The organism is Dokdonella aquatica, assembly GCF_051987395.1.
In the GTDB taxonomy this organism is placed as follows: domain Bacteria; phylum Pseudomonadota; class Gammaproteobacteria; order Xanthomonadales; family Rhodanobacteraceae; genus Dokdonella.
In genome coordinates this window covers 2,055,319-2,071,464 of the sequence record NZ_CP197094.1, presented here as the reverse complement: position 1 = coordinate 2,071,464, position 16,146 = coordinate 2,055,319, and the positions used below count along the sequence as shown (strand labels likewise).

14 protein-coding genes and 1 riboswitch are annotated in these 16,146 nt (G+C 70.2%); of the genes, 9 read left to right on the top strand and 5 right to left on the bottom strand.

Annotated elements, in window-relative coordinates:
- Nucleotides 1-7: 7 nt before the first annotated feature.
- Genes mlaE through ACQQ2N_RS09115 form a run of 4 tightly spaced genes read right to left on the bottom strand, consistent with a single transcriptional unit; the run spans nucleotide 8 to nucleotide 3,094 of the window.
- Nucleotides 8-775, bottom strand: coding sequence for a lipid asymmetry maintenance ABC transporter permease subunit MlaE (gene mlaE, locus ACQQ2N_RS09130; RefSeq protein ID WP_440225404.1), 768 nt, complete (start codon nucleotides 773-775; stop codon nucleotides 8-10).
- Nucleotides 772-1,614 (bottom strand): ABC transporter ATP-binding protein, encoded by an 843-nt coding sequence (locus tag ACQQ2N_RS09125; protein ID WP_440225403.1) that lies wholly within the window; start codon nucleotides 1,612-1,614, stop codon nucleotides 772-774. The genes mlaE and ACQQ2N_RS09125 overlap by 4 nt, the downstream gene beginning before the upstream one ends.
- On the bottom strand, nucleotides 1,611-2,228 hold the full coding sequence (gene gmk, locus ACQQ2N_RS09120; RefSeq protein WP_440225402.1) for a guanylate kinase: 618 nt from the start codon (nucleotides 2,226-2,228) through the stop codon (nucleotides 1,611-1,613). Before gmk ends, ACQQ2N_RS09125 begins: the two co-directional genes overlap by 4 nt.
- A gap of 2 nt (nucleotides 2,229-2,230) precedes the next feature.
- Complete coding sequence (locus ACQQ2N_RS09115; protein WP_440225401.1) at nucleotides 2,231-3,094, bottom strand: YicC/YloC family endoribonuclease; 864 nt, start codon at nucleotides 3,092-3,094, stop codon at nucleotides 2,231-2,233.
- 73 nt (nucleotides 3,095-3,167) lie between these two features.
- On the opposite strand from ACQQ2N_RS09115, the gene rph reads away from it, so the two are divergent.
- The 7 genes from rph to ACQQ2N_RS09080 all read left to right on the top strand — a co-directional run bounded on the left by rph (nucleotide 3,168) and on the right by ACQQ2N_RS09080 (nucleotide 11,011).
- A complete protein-coding gene (gene rph / locus ACQQ2N_RS09110) occupies nucleotides 3,168-3,896 on the top strand; it encodes a ribonuclease PH (RefSeq protein WP_440225400.1) in 729 nt (242 codons plus the stop codon).
- Between the two features lie 44 nt (nucleotides 3,897-3,940).
- Nucleotides 3,941-4,546 (top strand): RdgB/HAM1 family non-canonical purine NTP pyrophosphatase, encoded by a 606-nt coding sequence (gene rdgB / locus ACQQ2N_RS09105; protein WP_440225399.1) that lies wholly within the window; start codon nucleotides 3,941-3,943, stop codon nucleotides 4,544-4,546.
- Nucleotides 4,547-4,597: 51 nt separating this feature from the next.
- Entirely contained in the window at nucleotides 4,598-5,776 is a 1,179-nt protein-coding gene (gene hemW / locus ACQQ2N_RS09100; RefSeq protein ID WP_440225398.1) for a radical SAM family heme chaperone HemW, read from the top strand.
- Complete coding sequence (locus ACQQ2N_RS09095; RefSeq protein WP_440225397.1) at nucleotides 5,769-5,957, top strand: CPXCG motif-containing cysteine-rich protein; 189 nt, start codon at nucleotides 5,769-5,771, stop codon at nucleotides 5,955-5,957. The genes hemW and ACQQ2N_RS09095 overlap by 8 nt, the downstream gene beginning before the upstream one ends.
- 64 nt (nucleotides 5,958-6,021) lie before the next feature.
- Nucleotides 6,022-6,260: riboswitch (cobalamin riboswitch) on the top strand.
- A 118-nt stretch (nucleotides 6,261-6,378) separates the two neighbouring features.
- Complete coding sequence (locus tag ACQQ2N_RS09090; protein ID WP_440225396.1) at nucleotides 6,379-8,166, top strand: TonB-dependent receptor domain-containing protein; 1,788 nt, start codon at nucleotides 6,379-6,381, stop codon at nucleotides 8,164-8,166.
- A gap of 183 nt (nucleotides 8,167-8,349) precedes the next feature.
- Nucleotides 8,350-10,662 (top strand): DUF1631 domain-containing protein, encoded by a 2,313-nt coding sequence (locus ACQQ2N_RS09085; RefSeq protein WP_440225395.1) that lies wholly within the window; start codon nucleotides 8,350-8,352, stop codon nucleotides 10,660-10,662.
- A 10-nt stretch (nucleotides 10,663-10,672) separates the two neighbouring features.
- On the top strand, nucleotides 10,673-11,011 hold the full coding sequence (locus tag ACQQ2N_RS09080; RefSeq protein WP_440225394.1) for a PilZ domain-containing protein: 339 nt from the start codon (nucleotides 10,673-10,675) through the stop codon (nucleotides 11,009-11,011).
- Nucleotides 11,012-11,026: 15 nt separating this feature from the next.
- Here the strand turns inward: ACQQ2N_RS09080 and ACQQ2N_RS09075 are convergent, their stop codons facing one another.
- Complete coding sequence (locus ACQQ2N_RS09075; RefSeq protein ID WP_440225393.1) at nucleotides 11,027-11,671, bottom strand: TetR/AcrR family transcriptional regulator; 645 nt, start codon at nucleotides 11,669-11,671, stop codon at nucleotides 11,027-11,029.
- Nucleotides 11,672-11,751: 80 nt separating this feature from the next.
- Here ACQQ2N_RS09075 and ACQQ2N_RS09070 point away from each other — a divergent pair, with 80 nt between their 5' ends.
- Both ACQQ2N_RS09070 and ACQQ2N_RS09065 read left to right on the top strand, forming a co-directional pair.
- A complete protein-coding gene (locus tag ACQQ2N_RS09070; RefSeq protein WP_440225392.1) occupies nucleotides 11,752-12,849 on the top strand; it encodes an efflux RND transporter periplasmic adaptor subunit in 1,098 nt (365 codons plus the stop codon).
- Between the two features lie 97 nt (nucleotides 12,850-12,946).
- Nucleotides 12,947-16,123, top strand: a complete 3,177-nt coding sequence (locus ACQQ2N_RS09065) for an efflux RND transporter permease subunit (RefSeq protein ID WP_440225391.1) — start codon at nucleotides 12,947-12,949, stop codon at nucleotides 16,121-16,123.
- Nucleotides 16,124-16,146 lie beyond the last annotated feature (23 nt).

Genomic DNA, 16,146 nt, shown 5'->3' with positions numbered 1-16,146 from the left:
GGTCCGGTCACATCAGGAAGGCGGTCATCACGAAGTCGAGCGCGAGCACGACGATCGACGACGACACGACCGTGCGCGTCGTCGCGTAAGCGACGCCCTCGCTGGTCGGAGGCGTCGTGTAACCCTGGAAGGTGGCGATGAGGGCGATCACCGCGCCGAACACGGTGCTCTTGACCACGCCGTTCACGACGTCCTTCCAGACGTCGACGCTCGCGGTCATGTTGCCCCAGAAGGTGCCATTGTCGAGGCCGAGCCAGCTCACGCCGACGAGGTGCGCACCGAGGATGCCGAGGGCATTGAAGACGCACACGAGCAGCGGCATCGCGAGGATGCCGGCGATGAAACGAGGCGCGACGACGTAGGCCATCGGGTCGACCGCCATCATCTCCATCGCCGAGAGCTGGTCGGTCGCGCGCATGAGGCCGATCTCGGCGGTGACCGAGGTGCCGGCGCGGCCCGCGAACAGCAGCGCGGTGACGACCGGCCCGAGCTCGCGGAACAGCGACAGCGCCACGACCGTGCCGAGCGCCGCGGTGCCGCCGAAGATCGACAGCGTGTAGTAGAGCTGCAGCGACAGCACCATGCCGACGAACAGGCCGCAGGTCATGACGATGACGAGGCTCATCGCACCGACGAACCAGACCTGGCGCACCGTTTCCTGGAAGTGGCGCAGGCTGCGCGGGATCGCGGCGAGGATGCCGAACAGGAACAGTCCCGCCGAGCCGAGCTGGGCCAGCGACTCGGAGACGACGGAAGGACGACGCGGCAGATTCATCGGCGCGCCTCCGGGAAACCGAGGTCGGCCGCGTAGTCGCGCGCCGGGTACTGGAACGGCACCGGGCCATCGGCCTCGCCGCCGAAGAACTGGCGCGTCCACGGCGAGTCGCGCTCGGCGAGTTCGTCGGGATGGCCTTGCGCGGCGACCTTGCCACCCGCGATGAGGTAGACATGGTCGGCGACGCGGCGCACCGCGGCGAACTCATGGGCGACGAGGATGCTCGTGATGCCGAGCGTGTCGTTGAGCGTGCGGATGAGCTTGAGCACCTGGTTGAGCGCGATCGGGTCGAGTCCGACGAACGGCTCGTCGTAGATCATGAGGCTGGGGTCGCGCACGATAGCGCGAGCGAGCGCGACGCGACGCGCCATGCCGCCCGAGAGTTCCGCCGGCATGAGGTGCGCAGCACCACGCAGGCCGACCGCCTGCAGGCGCGTGAGCACGATCGTACGCACGAGTTCCTCGGGCAGGCGCAGGTGCTGGCGCAGCGGGAATGCGACGTTCTCGAACACCGTGAAGTCGGTGAGCAGCGCCGAATTCTGGAACAGGTAACCGATCTTCTCGCGCAGCGCAAAAAGCTTCGCGCGCGACAGCGTCGGCACGTTCTCGCCGTCGACGCGCACGCTGCCCGCGTCGGGCGCGAGCTGGCCGGTGACGTGACGCAGCAGCGTGGTCTTGCCGGTACCGCTCGGCCCCATGATCGCGGTCACGCGACCGCGCGCGATGTCGAGGTCGATGCCGTCGAAGATGATCTTGCCGTTGAGCACGGTGCGCAGGCCGCGCACCTCGACGGCCGAGGCGGCGGGCGGCGCCGCGGAAACGCCGGACGTCGTCGTCATTCGGGCTTCAACAGGTCGTCGAGCAGCACCGAGTTGCGCACGAGCTGCACGTCGCGGCGCAGGCGCCGCGCGATGAAGATCGCGCGCAGGTCCGCGAGCGCCTGTCCGAATTCGTCGTTGATCACGACGTAGTCGAAATCGACCGCGCGCCCGATCTCGACGCGCGAATCGGCGATGCGCCGCGCGATCTGCTCGGCGCTGTCGGACGCGCGCGTGCGCAGGCGGCGCTCGAGCTCCGCGCGGGACGGCGGCAGGATGAAGATGCTGAGCGCCTCCTCCCATTTCTCGCGCACCTGGCGCGCGCCCTGCCAGTCGATCTCGAGCAGCACGTCGCGGCCTTCGGCGAGCAGCGGCTCGACCGCGGCGCGTGCCGTGCCCTTGTAGTCGCCGTGCACGTTGGCGTACTCGAAGAACGCACCGGCCTGCGCCATGTGCTCGAACACCTCGCGCGAGACGAAGTGGTAGTGCTGGCCATCGACCTCGCCGGGACGCGGCGGGCGCGACGTGTACGAGACCGACAGCGCGATCGACGGCTCGCGCTCGAGCAGCGCCTTGACGAGGCTGGTCTTCCCTGCGCCCGATGGCGCGGCGACGATGTAGAGCGTGCCGGACACGGTCACTCCAGGTTCTGGATCTGCTCGCGCATCTGCTCGATGAGCACCTTGAGCTCCACGGCGGCCTTGGTGGTGCGCGGATCGGCGGCCTTGGAGCCCAGCGTGTTGGCCTCGCGGTTGAACTCCTGCATGAGGAAGTCGAGGCGGCGGCCGACCGCCTCGCGCAGGCCGAGGATGCGGCGCGCCTCGACGATGTGCGAGCTCAGGCGATCGAGCTCCTCGTCGACGTCCAGACGCTGCAGCTGCATGACGATTTCCTGCTCGATGCGGCCCGGATCGACCGGCTGCTTGATCTCGGCGAGGCGCAGGTCGAGCCGCGCACGTGCAGCGGCACGCACTTCCGGCAGATGCTCGCGCACGCCTGCGACGATCGCCTCGATGCCGTCGAGCCGCTCGCGCACGAAGCCGGCAAGTCGCTCGCCTTCGCGTTCGCGCGTGGCGATGAACTCGCCCAGCGCCTCGTCGAGCAGCGACTGCGCCTGCTCGCGCAGGCTGTCGGCGTCGGGCGAGGTGTCGCGAAGCACGCCGGGCCAGCCGAGCACGTCGGTGAAGCTCACGCGCATCGACGGGAAGCGCGAGGTCAGCGCGGCCGCCGTGTCGGCGAGACGGTCGACGACCTCCTGATCGACCACCAGCGCCGCCGCGCGCGTGGAGGCGGGCTTGAAACGCACGGTAACGTCGACCTTGCCACGCGACAGTCGCGCGTTGAGCGTGTCGCGCAGCTGCGGCTCGAAGCTGCGCAGGTCGTCGGGGAGGCGCGGGCTCAGCTCGAGGTATCGGTGGTTCACCGAGCGCAACTCGATGCCGAGGTTGCCGTGCGCCGTCTCGCGTTCTGCGCTCGCGAAAGCGGTCATGCTGCGGATCATGGGGCGCCGGCCATCGGGGAAAGGCCCGCAATGGTAAACTGCGCGGCCGGATTGCCAAAGCACCCCCTCCCGCATGTCCTTGCAGCGCCCCAGCGGCCGCGCGCCCGACCAGTTGCGCCCCGTCACCTTCGAAAGGCGCTTCACGCGCCACGCCGAAGGCTCCGTCCTCGTCTCGTTCGGCGACACGCGCGTGCTCTGCACGGCCAGTGTCGAGGACAAGGTGCCACCGTTCCTGCGCGGCAAGGGCGAGGGCTGGCTCACGGCCGAGTACGGCATGCTGCCGCGCGCCACCAAGGACCGCACCCAGCGCGAAGCCGCGCGTGGCGGCCAGGGCGGCCGCACGATGGAGATCCAGCGCCTGATCGGGCGCAGCTTGCGTGCCTGCGTGGACCGCGGCGCGCTCGGCGAGCGCACGATCACGTTCGACTGCGACGTGCTGCAGGCCGACGGCGGCACGCGCACGGCCGCGATCACGGGCGCCTACGTGGCCCTCGTCGACGCGATCGCCGGCCTCAAGGCGCGCAACGCGTTCAAGCGCGACCCGATCGTCGGCGCGATCGCCGCGGTGTCGGTCGGCGTCTGGCAGGGCATGCCCGTGCTCGACCTCGACTACGCCGAGGATTCGACCTGCGACACCGACATGAACGTCGTCATGAACGACGGCGGCGGCTTCATCGAGCTGCAGGGCACGGCCGAAGGGCACGCGTTCCGGCGCGAGGAGCTCGACGCCCTGCTCGGCCTCGCCTCGACCGGCATCGCCGAACTGTGCCGCCTGCAGCGCGAGGCGCTCGCGGCCGGCTGAGGCGGCGGGCCTACGGTCCGCCGCCACCCGACGCGGAGAACTCGATGACACGCATCGTGCTGGCCAGCAGCAACGCCGGGAAGCTCGCCGAGATCCGCGACATCCTCGCCGACACCGGCATCACGCTCGTCGCGCAGTCCGAGCTCGGCATCGGCGATGCCGAGGAGACCGGTCTCACGTTCGTCGAGAACGCGATCCTCAAGGCACGCCACGCGGCCGCCCTGAGCGGGCTGCCCGCGCTCGCCGACGATTCGGGCCTGTGCGTGGACGCGCTCGGCGGCGCACCGGGACTGCTGTCGGCGCGCTACGCCGGCGGCCATGGCGACAACGCGGCCAACATCGCCAAGCTGCTGCTCGCGCTGCACGGCGTTTCCGACGACCGGCGCGGCGCGCACTTCCATTGCGTGCTCGCCCTGCTGCGCAGCGCCGACGATCCGGCCCCGCTGGTCGCCGAAGGGCGCTGGCGCGGCGCGATCCTCGACGCCCCGCGCGGCGCCGGCGGGCACGGCTACGATCCGGTGTTCCTCGATACGGCCAGCGGCCTCAGCGCGGCCGAACTCGACCCCGCCGACAAGAACGCGATCAGCCATCGCGGCCAGGCGCTGCAGCGGCTGCGCGCCCTCTGGCCCGCGGAGGGGCGGCTCGCCTGAAGCCGCCGCGTGCCTTGCCGGGCCGCCGACGCGCCACCATGCTGTGATCCCATGCCGCTGACCGCACCACCGCTGTCGCTCTACGTGCACATCCCGTGGTGCGTGAAGAAGTGCCCGTACTGCGATTTCAACTCGCACGCGGTTCGCGACGGCATTCCGCAGGACGCCTATGTCGACGCGCTGCTGGCCGACCTCGACGGCGACCTCGCGGATTTCGGCGCGGCGTCGCATGGCCGCCCGCTCGCGAGCGTGTTCTTCGGCGGCGGCACGCCGAGCCTGTTCTCGCCGGCCTCGATCGGCCGCATCCTCGACGGCGCCGAGCGGCGCCTCGGCTTCGCGCCCGGCATCGAGATCACCCTCGAGGCCAATCCCGGCACGATCGAGCACGGCCGCTTCGACGGCTACCGGAGCGCGGGTGTCAACCGCGTGAGTTTCGGCGTGCAGAGCTTCGACGACGACAAGCTGCGCCGGCTCGGCCGCATCCATTCGGCCGACGACGCCGCCCGCGCGATCGGCGAGGCGCGCGACGCCGGCATCGACAACCTCAACCTCGACCTCATGTACGCGCTGCCGACGCAGGATCTCGACGGCGCGCTCGCCGACGTCGAGCGCGCGCTCGCGCTCGCGCCCGAACACCTTTCGCACTACCAGCTCACGCTCGAACCGAACACGCTGTTCGCGTCGCGACCGCCGCCACTGCCCGACAGCGACGCCGCCTGGGACATGCAGGAGCACTGCCAGCAGCGCCTGGCCGAGGCGGGTTACGCGCAGTACGAAGTCTCGGCCTACGCACGCCCGGGCCGGCGCGCCGCGCACAACCTCAACTACTGGCGCTTCGGCGACTACCTCGGCATCGGCGCGGGCGCGCACGGCAAGCTCACCGATGCCGCGGCCGGCACGATCACGCGACGCGCCAAGCAGCGCACGCCGCGCGCCTATCTCGAACACGCGGCGACGGCGCGACGAATCGCCAGCGACACGTCACTCGCATCGGCCGACCTGCCGTTCGAGTACATGATGAATGCGCTGCGCCTCGTCGACGGCGTGCCGCGCGCGGACTTCGCCGCGCGCACGGGCCTCGACGACACCGCCCTCGCCGACGCGCTCGGCGAGGCGACGGCACGCGGCTGGATCTCACGCGACGAGGCCGTGCTGCGCACGACGGACGAGGGCCAGCGCCTGCTCAACGACGTGATCGGCCTGTTCCTGCCGGAGCGCGAGCATGCTTGAGTTCGTCGTCGTGCATTGCCCGTATTGCGGCGAAGGCTTCGAGACCAGCGTGGATTGCTCGGCCGGCTCGCAGGCCTACGTCGAGGACTGCGCGATCTGCTGTCGCCCGATCGAGGTGCACGTGCAGGTCGGCGAGGACGAGGAGCTCGTCGGCGTGTCGACGCGCCGCGACAGCGACTGACGGCCTGCGGCGCGATGACGCGCCTCCGATCCCCCTTCGCTTGCGGGCACCCCGGGCGGCACCTACACTCCGCGCCGCCGCAGGTGCCCTGCCGTCCATGACGTCGGGGTGAAACGGGAAGCCGGTGCGAAGACTGCTTCGGGCGACGATCGCCCGCACCTTCCATTCCGGCGCTGCCCCCGCAACGGTAGGCAAGCCAAGCCTGGTCGAAACGCCACTGTGCCGAGCACGGGAAGGCGACCGGGTCGATGCCGCAAGGCATCGCTTGCAAGCCCGGAGACCGGCCCGTGGCGGACGTCGACGACGTCCACAGTTCCAGGCGTCGCGGCGGGCGACGGACCGGATGGCACGAAGCCCGGCTTCGTCCGCCCGTTCCTCCGTGCGCGCCTGGTGTCGCGGGTGCGCGTACCGGAGAAACCCCATGTTCCGTCCTTCCCTGCTTTCCGTTTCGATCCTCGCCGCGTTCGCGGCGCCCGCCTCGGCTTTCGAGGCCACCGAGCAGCCCGAAGTGGTCGTGACCGCTTCGGGCGTGTCGCAGACCGTCGACACCGTGCTCGCCGACGTCAGCATCATCACGCGCCAGGACATCGACGCCAGCGTCGCGCGCGACACCAGCGATCTGCTGCGCCTGCAGGCCGGTGTGGACATCGCGCGCACGGGCGGCCCGGGCAGCCAGACCTCGGTGTTCCTGCGCGGCACCAACAGCAACCACGTGCTCGTGCTCGTCGACGGCGTGCGCGCCGCCGCACTCGGCACCGGCGCCTTCACGTGGGAAGCGCTTCCGCTCGACACGATCGAGCGCATCGAGATCGTGCGCGGCCCACGCGCGAGCTACTGGGGCTCCGACGCGATCGGCGGCGTGATCCAGATCTTCACGCGCAAGCTCGACGGCGCGCGCGTGAGCCTCGGCTACGGCAGCGACAACGACCGCAAGGCGACCGCCGGCTACGGCGCGCGCGGCGACGCCGGCGGTTTCGCCGTGCAGTTCGGCTGGCGCGCGACCGACGGTTTCCCGAGCCAGAACGAGAACGGCTTCGGCTACGAGCCCAGGGACCACGGTTTCGAGAACCACTACGCGACGGTTGGCGGCGATGCGCGCCTCGGCACGCAGACGCTGTCGGGCTCGATCACGCGCAGCGAAGGCGACGTCGAGTTCGCCGGCGGCGACTCGAGCTTCACGCAGCAGGTGATCAGCGGCGTGCTCGAGGGCGCGCTCGGCGCACAGTGGCAGCACCGCCTGCAGCTCGGCAACACGCGCGAGGACTACGAGACGCCGGCCTATTTCTCGCTTTACCGCAGCCGCCGCGACAGCATCGGCTGGCGCCACGACGTCGCGATCGCCGGGAACCAGCGCATCGTCGCCGGCATCGACCACGTGCGCGAGGAAGGCGACAACCGCGGCAGCTACGTCGAGAAGCGCGACAACACCGGCCTGCACCTCGGCTGGATCGGCAGCTTCGGCGCGATCGACACCGACCTTTCGGTGCGCCACGACGACAACAGCGAGTTCGGCAACGCGACGACGGGATCGGGGGCGCTCGGCTGGCGTTTCGGCGACGCCGCCCGTGCCTACGCGAGCTACGGCCAGGGCTTCCGTGCGCCGACGCTCAACGAGCAGTTCTCGCCGGGCTTCGGTGGCTTCTATGCCGGCAATCCCGAGCTCGATCCCGAGAAGTCGCGCAATGCCGAGATCGGCGTCGAGTTCACGCCCGCCGAGGGACAGCGCTTCAAGGTCAACGTGTTCTCGAACCGCGTGCGCAACCTGATCAGCTTCACGGGTGTCGACTTCCAGGCCGAGAACGTCGCCCGCGCGAAGATCCGCGGCAGCGAGCTCGCCTACGACGGCCGCTTCGGCGACTGGAACCTCGGCGCGACGTTCACCTGGCAGGATCCGCGCAACGAGGACACCGACACCATGCTGCTGCGCCGCACGAAGCAGAAGGTGTCTGCCGTCGCCGACTACCGCCTGGGCGATGCGGGCACGGTCGGCGCCGAAGTCCTGCATGCCGGCAGCCGCGACGACGTCGGCGGCATCGACCTGTCGAGCTACACGCTGCTCAACCTGCGCACGACGTGGCGCCTCGCCGCGGACTGGTCGCTCGCCGCGCGCGTCGAGAACGTGACCGATCGCGACTACGAGCTCGCTTACGGCTACAACACGCCGGGCCGCACCGGTTTCGTCGAAGTGACCTGGTCGCCCGCAAAGTGACGCCCCCGATCCGCCGCGCCTTCCCGGTGCGGCGGATCGGGCCTGTTCGCCCCCTCGCGGCCGTGCCAGAATGCCGAGGCACGCGGACGGGGAGACGCCGTGGACCGGATGGCCAGAGGGACGGGATCGCAGGATGGCGCTCTGCGCGTCGTGCGCGTGGCCGAGCGCACGTTTCCGCGCCGGGTGCGCGCCCTTCTCGAGGGTCTGCTCGCACGCACGGCCTTCTTCGACACCGCCTTGTCGCTGCTGTTCGACGAAATCGAGCAGCATCTCTTCAAGCAGGCCGATCGGGCCCATACCAACGAGCAACAGGCACGCATGTTCGAGTCGATCCGCGCGATCAAGCGCGGCAAGGCCGATATCATGCCGCGCTTCCTCGTGCACCTCGAGACGCGCCTCGCCCAGCTCGACGAGATCGCGTCGCTGCGTGACAGCACCCCGACGACGCGTGCGTCGTCACCGACCAAGCTCGAACTCGTCGACTCTAGCGATCTCGAGGTGTCGCTCGCGATGCAGGACATCGCGAGCAAGAGCGAGATCCGCCATACCCAGGCGCTGCACATGCTCGGCCACCGCCTCGGCGTGATGGCGGGCCGCCCCGCGTTCGACGCGGAGGACATGCCACTCGCGCCGTTCGCGCTCGTCGAGGCCATGCGCTACGCGATCGAGGCCGTCGACATCGGGGTCAACGACCGCATCCTCGTCTTCCAGGCCTTCGACCGCGTCGTCATGGGCCAGGTCGGCACGTTCTACGAGGCCTGCAACCAGTACCTCTCCGACCAGCGCGTGCTCGCGAACCTGCAGCCGCGCGTGCAGCGGCACGTGCCCCAGAAGGCGGCAGACCCGCAGGCCAAGGCCGAGCAGAAGGCATCCGAAGCGAAGGCATCGCCGTCACCCGACGACGACGCGGCGACACCGCAGGCGGCGGCGCAAGCGGGAACCGGCACGGCGAATCCGCGGGCGGACTCCCCTCGCGACGCCACGGCGTCGCCTGCCGCGCATGATCCCGCGCCGTCGCCACCGCCCCCCGGTTCGGCCGATCTCGCCGCCCAGCGCGACGCCGTGCTGTTCTCCACCCTGCGCCAGCTGCTCGCCGAGCGTCGCCGCAGCCTCGGCGTGACGAACACGGCTCCGGCCGCGTCCTACCTCGCCACGCGCGACGACCTGCGCAGCGTGCTCGACACGCTGCAGAAGCGTCCCGCCGGCTCGATCGGCGATCCGCGCGGACGGGCGCCGGGCCATCTCAAGCACGACCTCCTCAACCAGCTGCGCGCGCACAGTCCGCAAGGGCGCGCACCGGTCCTGGCCGAGGAGGATTCCGACACGATCGACCTCGTCGGCATGCTGTTCGACTACATCGCGCAGAGCCTCGGCACGCAGGGCGCGGCCGCGCAGTCGTTGATGTCGCGGCTGCAGGTACCCGTGCTGCGCACGGCGCTCGGCGACAAGACGTTCTTCACCAACCGCGAGCATCCCGCGCGCGTGCTGCTCAACAGCGTGGCCGAGGCCGGCACGCTGTGGATGGGTGACGACGACGGCGACCGCGGCTTCGCCGACAAGATGACCTCGCTCGTCGACCGCGTGACGAACGAGTTCGACGGCGACGTGTCGCTGATCGAGAACCTCGTCGGCGACCTCGGTCGCCACGTCGCCCAGCTCACGCGCCGTGCCGAGATGGCCGAGCGCCGCCACATCGATGCCGCCAAGGGCCGCGAGAAGCTCGATCTCGCCCGCGAGCGCGCCAACGGCGCGATCACGCGGCTGCTGTCACGGTCGGGCAAGGTGCCGCCGATGGTGCGCGCGGTGCTCGAACAGGCGTGGACCGATGTCCTTGCGCTCACGCTGCTGCGCCAGGGCGAGGAGAGCCAGGCGTATCGTCGTCGCCTCGCCGTCGCCGACCAGCTGCTCAAGCTCGGCGAGGGCGATGCCGCCTCTCGCGTCGACGCCGCGCTGCGCGACGAGGTGCGTAACGGCCTCGTGCAGGTCGGCCTGCACGCCGAGGAGGTCGACGGCGTGGTCGGCAAGCTGTTCGATCCGGGCGGGACTGCCGGCGAGAAGAAGACCAGCCACACCGAGCTCGCCTTCACGCTCAAGAGCAAGCCTCGCCTCGGCGTCGACGGTGCCACGCACGAGCCGGCCGAGCCGGCCGAGAAGGTCGCACCCGCACCGCTGACCGCGGAGGAGCAGCGCATGCTGCAGCGCATCCGATCGCTGCCGTTCGGCACGTGGTTCGAGTTCGTCACCAACCAGCAGGGCGCCACGGTGCGCCGCAAGCTCGCGTGGTTCTCGACCGTCACGGGGCGCTGCCTGTTCGTGAACCAGCGCGGCGCGCGCGCCGAGGAACGCTCGATGGACCAGCTCGCGCGCGACCTCGTACGCGGCCAGGTGAAGCTCTACAACGCCGAGGGCGAGAGCATGATCGACCGTGCCTGGAAGGCCATCATGGGCACGCTGCAGCAGTTCGCCGGGCATCCCGGCAACGCGATGCCCGCGTGAGGGGCCTGCGATGAACGAACACCGCCGCTCGCCGCGCAAGACCGCCTACGTGACGATCCCCGTCACGAACGCGATGACCGAAGAACCGTTCGGCCGCATCGGCAACCTGTCGGCCGACGGCATGCTGCTCGTCTGCAACCGCGCGGTGATGGACAACGCGCTGTTCCAGCTCACGTTCGAGCTCACCGACGCCGACGGCCGACCGCATGCGCTCGAGGTCGGCGTGCACGAACAGTGGAGCGAGCCCGCGAACGTGCCCGGCCAGTACTGGATCGGCTTCCAGTTCATCGACATCGCCCCGCACGATCGCGCGGTCGTCGAATCCTGGCTCGGCGACCTCGCCGACTAGGGCGAAGGACGCCGGTCAGCCGCGCGTCGCGTAGGCGCGCAGGAACATGTCCACGGTGGCGCCGAGGTGCGCTTCGATCTCGGCCTCGCCGAACGGCCCGCCGCAGCAACCGCACAGCAGGCGCGCGTGCAGCTCGCCCTTGAGCAGGCAGAAGAACTGCGACGAGGCGCGCTCGACATCAGGGATCTCGAGATGCCCGGCCGCGATCTCGCGGCGCAGCAGGTCGCCGAACACGCGCTGCACGACCTGCGGCCCGGCTTCCCAGAACACCTGCGCAAGCTTCTGCGAACTGCCCGTGCCGGCCGTGAGCAGGCGGTGCAGCGCGATCGACTCCTCGCTGACGATGAGGCCGAAGAACGCGCGCGCGATCACGTGCAGCTGCGTGCGCAGCGAGCCTTCGACGGGCACGTCGAACAACTCGGGCGGCAACTGCTCGACACACTTGATGCGCACGGCCTCGGCGAACAGCGTCTCCTTGTCCTTGAAGTGGCTGTACACGGTCAGCTTCGACACACCGGCCGACGCCGCGATGGCGTCCATGCTGGTGCCTTCGAAGCCGTGCTCGGGAAACAGCCGCTTGGCGGCCTCGAGGATGGCGGCTCGTTTCTCGAGGTCCTTCGGACGACCCGGACCGGACGATCTGGCGATGGCTGCGTTCATCTAAAAAAATACTGGACTGACGGGTTCTGTTTAATTACTATACCACGCAGTTCATCATCTGTCGTCAGGGATTTCGAACGATGCATGCCTCGACGGTCGTCACGCGCGCGCTGGCCGCCCTGCTGGCCGTCGCCTGCCATGCCTGCAGCTCGCACGCCGAACCCCCTCCGCCGCCCCGCGTGGCCCGGGCGGCCCAGCCGCAACCGGCCGATGCACAGATCCTAGCAATCTATCCCGGCGAAGTACGCGCGCGCCACGAGAGCGGGCTCGGCTTCCGTGTCGCCGGCAAGCTGCGCACGCGCCATGCCGACGTCGGCTCGCGCGTCGCCAAGGGCGACCTGCTCGCCGAACTCGACCCGCGCGACCTCGAACTCGGGCGCGCAAGCGCCGCCGCGGGACATGCGTCCGCGCTGGCCGCGCTCAAGCTCGCCGAGTCCGAGCACGAGCGGTTCGCAGCACTTCACGAGAAGCGTTTCGTGAGCCAGCTCGAGCTCGACGCCAAGGCCAACGCCCTCGCCGCGGCGCAGGCGCGTGCGACCGAAGCGCGCGCCGCGCTCGACGTCGCGCGCAATCAGGCGGGCTACGCCGAACTGCGCGCCGATGCCGACGGCGTCATCACCGCCGTCGGCGCCGAACCGGGTCAGGTCGTGGCGGCCGGCCACGTGGTCGTGCAGCTCGCCCATGACGGGGCCAACGAGGTCGAGATCAGCGTGCCGGAGCAGCAGGTCGCACGTTATGCGCCAGGCCAGGACGCCATGATCGACCTGTGGGCCGATCGTGGCGAGCCGCGCCGCGGCCGCGTGCGCGAGGTCGCACCGGGCGCCGACGCGACCACGCGCACCTACCGCGTGCGCGTCGCCTTCGAGGGCGACGCGGCACCGCCGCGCCTCGGCCAGACCGCACGCGTGCATTTCGGCGGCGACGCAGCCGCCGACCAGTGGCTGGTGCCGCTGAGCGCGCTGCACGAGCGCGACGGCAAGCCGGCACTGTGGCGCATCGACGCGAAGACGCACCAGGTCGGCCTCGTGCCGGTCACGGTCGCGAGCTACGGGGAACACGGCGCGATCGTCGGCGGCGTCACGCCCGACGCGTGGATCGTCACCGCCGGCGTGCACCGCCTGCGCGACGGCGAGGTCGTGCGGCCGGTCGATGCACGCAATCGTCCCGTGATGTTCTGAATCCCGAGGTCAAACCCTCCCCGCTGCGTCGCCGCAACGCCCTCCCCCAGGCGGCGGCACGGCGGGGAGGCCTTTTCCCACGAGCCGGTCGCGACGCATGTCCGCCTTCAACCTCTCCGCCTGGGCGCTGCGCAACAAGGCGCTCGTGCTCTACGTGATCGTGCTGCTCGGCGCGATCGGCACTTGGTCGTACCGCGGGCTCGGCCAGGCGGAGGATCCGCCGTTCACGTTCAAGATCATGGTCGTGCAGACGTTGTGGCCCGGCGCGACCGCGACCGAGGTCGCCGACAAGATCAACGAGGCGATCGAGAAGAAGCTGCAGGAACTCCCCGAGCTCGACTACCTGCGCAGCTACGCGCGCCCGGGCGAGTCGCAGGTGTTCTTCATCGTGCGCGACTCGATACCGTCCTCGCGCGTGCCCGACGTCTGGTACCAGGTGCGCAAGAAGATCGGCGACATGCGCCACCAGTTGCCGGCCGACATCCGCGGCCCGTTCTTCAACGACGAGTTCGGCGACACCTACGGCAACATCTACGCACTCGGCGGCGAAGGCTTCGACGACGAGGCCCTGCGCGAGTACGCCGAGCGCGTGCGCCTGGAGCTGCTGCGCGTGCCGAACGTCGCGCGCATCGAACTCGTCGGGCGGCAGGATCCCAAGGTCTACGTCGAGGTGTCCAACGCCAAGCTGGCGATGCTCGGCGTGACGTTCGCCGAAGTGCAGCGCACGCTGGAGGCGCAGAACGCGGTGATCCCGGCCGGCAGTTTCGAGACCGCGACCGACCGCATCCACGTGCGCACGAGCGGCGCGCTCGACTCGGTCGAGGCGATCCGCGAGCTCGCGATCCGTGGCTCGAACGGTCGCACGTTCCGGCTCGGCGACATCGCCACGGTCGAGCGCGGCTACGTCGACCCGCCGCAGCCGCGCATGCGCTTCATGGGCAGCGACGTGATCGGCATCGCGGTGTCGATGCGCAGCGGCGGTGACATCATCGCGCTCGGCCACGACCTCGAGGCCGCGACCGCGCGCATCGGCGCCTCGCTGCCGGTCGGTCTCGAGCTGCACAAGGTGTCCGACCAGCCCGCCGCGGTGCAGCGCTCGGTGCGCGAGTTCGTGCAGGTGCTCGCCGAGGCGGTCGCGATCGTGCTGCTCGTGAGCTTCTTCTCGCTCGGCCTGCGCAGCGGCTTCGTCGTGGCGATCACGATCCCGCTCGTGCTCGCGATGACGTTCGCATCGATGCACTACTTCGGCATCGGCCTGCACAAGATCTCGCTCGGTGCGCTCGTGCTCGCGCTCGGCCTGCTCGTCGACGACGCGATCATCGCGGTCGAGATGATGGCCATCAAGATGGAACAGGGCATGGACCGCGCCGGCGCGGCCGCGTTCGCCTACACCTCGACGGCGTTCCCGATGCTGACCGGCACGCTGGTCACGGCGGCCGGCTTCCTGCCGATCGCGACCGCGAAGTCGGGCACCGGCGAGTACACGCGCGCGATCTTCGAGGTCGTCACGATCGCGCTGCTGCTGTCGTGGATCGCCGCGGTCGTGTTCGTGCCCTACCTCGGCCATCGCCTGCTGCCCGACCCGCATGCCGCGCGTGAACCGGCACCGGGCTCGTTGGCTGCGCGCTTCGCGAGCCTGCGGGCACGCCTGCCGGGCTGGCTCGGCGGTGGTGGCGCAAATGCGGCGCATGCCGCCGATCCTTATGCGACACCGTTCTACCGACGCTTCGGCGACCTCGTGGGCTGGTGCGTGGATCACCGCCGCATCGTCATCGCGGCCACGATCCTGCTGTTCGGCCTCTCGGTGTACGGATTCCGCTTCGTGCAGCAGCAGTTCTTCCCCGATTCGACGCGTCCCGAGCTGCTCGTCGACCTCAAGCTCGCCGAGGGCGCCTCGCTCGATGCGACCGCCGAGCAGGTGCGCAAGCTCGAGGCCTGGCTGGCCGAGCGCGCGGAACTCGAGAACTACGTGAGCTACGTCGGCTCGGGTTCGCCGCGCTTCTACCTGCCGCTCGACCAGCAGCTGCCGCAGGCGAGCTTCGCCGAGTTCGTGCTGCTCACCCACAGCCTGCCCGAGCGCGAGAAGCTGCGCGGCGACCTGCTCGCGCTCTTCGAGAACGACTTCCCCGAGCTGCGCGCGCGCGTCGTGCGCCTCGAGAACGGGCCGCCGGTCGGCTATCCGGTGCAGTTCCGCGTGTCCGGCGAGGATCTCGCCACGGTCCGCACGCTGGCACGACGTGTCGCCGACGTCGTGCGTGGCAACGTGCACGCACGCAACGTCAACCTCGACTGGGAAGAGCCGAGCAAGACCGTTCGCCTCGTCGTCGACCAGGAGCGCGCACGTGCACTCGGCGTCACCTCGCAGGATCTCTCCGGTTTCATGCAGAGTTCGCTGACCGGCGTGCCGATCACGACCTACCGCGAGCGCGACCAGCTCATCGGCGTCGTGCTGCGCGGCACTGCCGAGGAGCGCGCGCGCCTGAGCCTGCTGGCGAACCTGTCGGTGCCGACCGCCTCGGGCCGCAGCGTGCCGCTGGCCCACATCGCGACGCTCGAGTACGGCTTCGAGGAAGGCATCATCTGGCGCCGCAACCGCCTGCCGACCGTGACCGTGCGCGCCGACACCGACGGCACGATGCAACCGGCCACGGTCACCGCACAGATCCTGCCTGCGCTCGACGCGGTCCGCGCGGACCTGCCACCCGGCTACCTGCTGCAGGTCGGCGGCGCGGTCGAGGAGTCGGCCAAGGGGCAGGGCTCGGTCAATGCCGGCATCCCGCTGTTCCTGGTCGTCGTGCTGAGCGTGCTCATGCTGCAGCTGCGCAGCTTCCAGCGCGTCATGCTCGTGGTGCTCACGGCACCGCTCGGCATCATCGGCGTGGTCCTGTTCCTGCTCGTGTTCCGGGTGCCGTTCGGGTTCGTCGCGATGCTCGGCACGATCGCGATGTTCGGCATGATCATGCGCAACTCGGTGATCCTCGTGGACCAGGTCGACCACGACATCGCCGCCGGCGTGGCGCCGTACGACGCCGTGGTCGGCGCCACGGTGCGCCGCTTCCGCCCGATCGTGCTGACCGCGCTCGCGGCCGTGCTGGCGATGATCCCGCTGTCGCGCAGCGCCTTTTTCGGTCCCATGGCCGTCGCGATCATGGGCGGATTGACCGTCGCGACCGTATTGACCTTGCTGTTCCTGCCCGCACTTTACGCGGCGTGGTTCAAGGTGCGGCGGGGTGAAGACCGCAAGGTCGGGTTGGCCCGGCCCTTGCTGACGTGATTCCTGAGGCAACCCCGCGCGCC

Excerpts from the sequence above, each read along its gene's own strand:
- mlaE (WP_440225404.1), bottom strand. The coding sequence starts at position 775 with ATGAATCTGCCGCGTCGTCCTTCCGTCGTCTCCGAGTCGCTGGCCCAG.
- ACQQ2N_RS09125 (WP_440225403.1), bottom strand. The coding sequence starts at position 1,614 with ATGACGACGACGTCCGGCGTTTCCGCGGCGCCGCCCGCCGCCTCGGCC.
- ACQQ2N_RS09115 (WP_440225401.1), bottom strand. The coding sequence starts at position 3,094 with ATGATCCGCAGCATGACCGCTTTCGCGAGCGCAGAACGCGAGACGGCG.
- rph (WP_440225400.1), top strand. The coding sequence starts at position 3,168 with ATGTCCTTGCAGCGCCCCAGCGGCCGCGCGCCCGACCAGTTGCGCCCC.
- rdgB (WP_440225399.1), top strand. The coding sequence starts at position 3,941 with ATGACACGCATCGTGCTGGCCAGCAGCAACGCCGGGAAGCTCGCCGAG.
- hemW (WP_440225398.1), top strand. The coding sequence starts at position 4,598 with ATGCCGCTGACCGCACCACCGCTGTCGCTCTACGTGCACATCCCGTGG.
- ACQQ2N_RS09095 (WP_440225397.1), top strand. The coding sequence starts at position 5,769 with ATGCTTGAGTTCGTCGTCGTGCATTGCCCGTATTGCGGCGAAGGCTTC.
- ACQQ2N_RS09090 (WP_440225396.1), top strand. The coding sequence starts at position 6,379 with ATGTTCCGTCCTTCCCTGCTTTCCGTTTCGATCCTCGCCGCGTTCGCG.
- ACQQ2N_RS09080 (WP_440225394.1), top strand. The coding sequence starts at position 10,673 with ATGAACGAACACCGCCGCTCGCCGCGCAAGACCGCCTACGTGACGATC.
- ACQQ2N_RS09075 (WP_440225393.1), bottom strand. The coding sequence starts at position 11,671 with ATGAACGCAGCCATCGCCAGATCGTCCGGTCCGGGTCGTCCGAAGGAC.
- ACQQ2N_RS09070 (WP_440225392.1), top strand. The coding sequence starts at position 11,752 with ATGCATGCCTCGACGGTCGTCACGCGCGCGCTGGCCGCCCTGCTGGCC.
- ACQQ2N_RS09065 (WP_440225391.1), top strand. The coding sequence starts at position 12,947 with ATGTCCGCCTTCAACCTCTCCGCCTGGGCGCTGCGCAACAAGGCGCTC.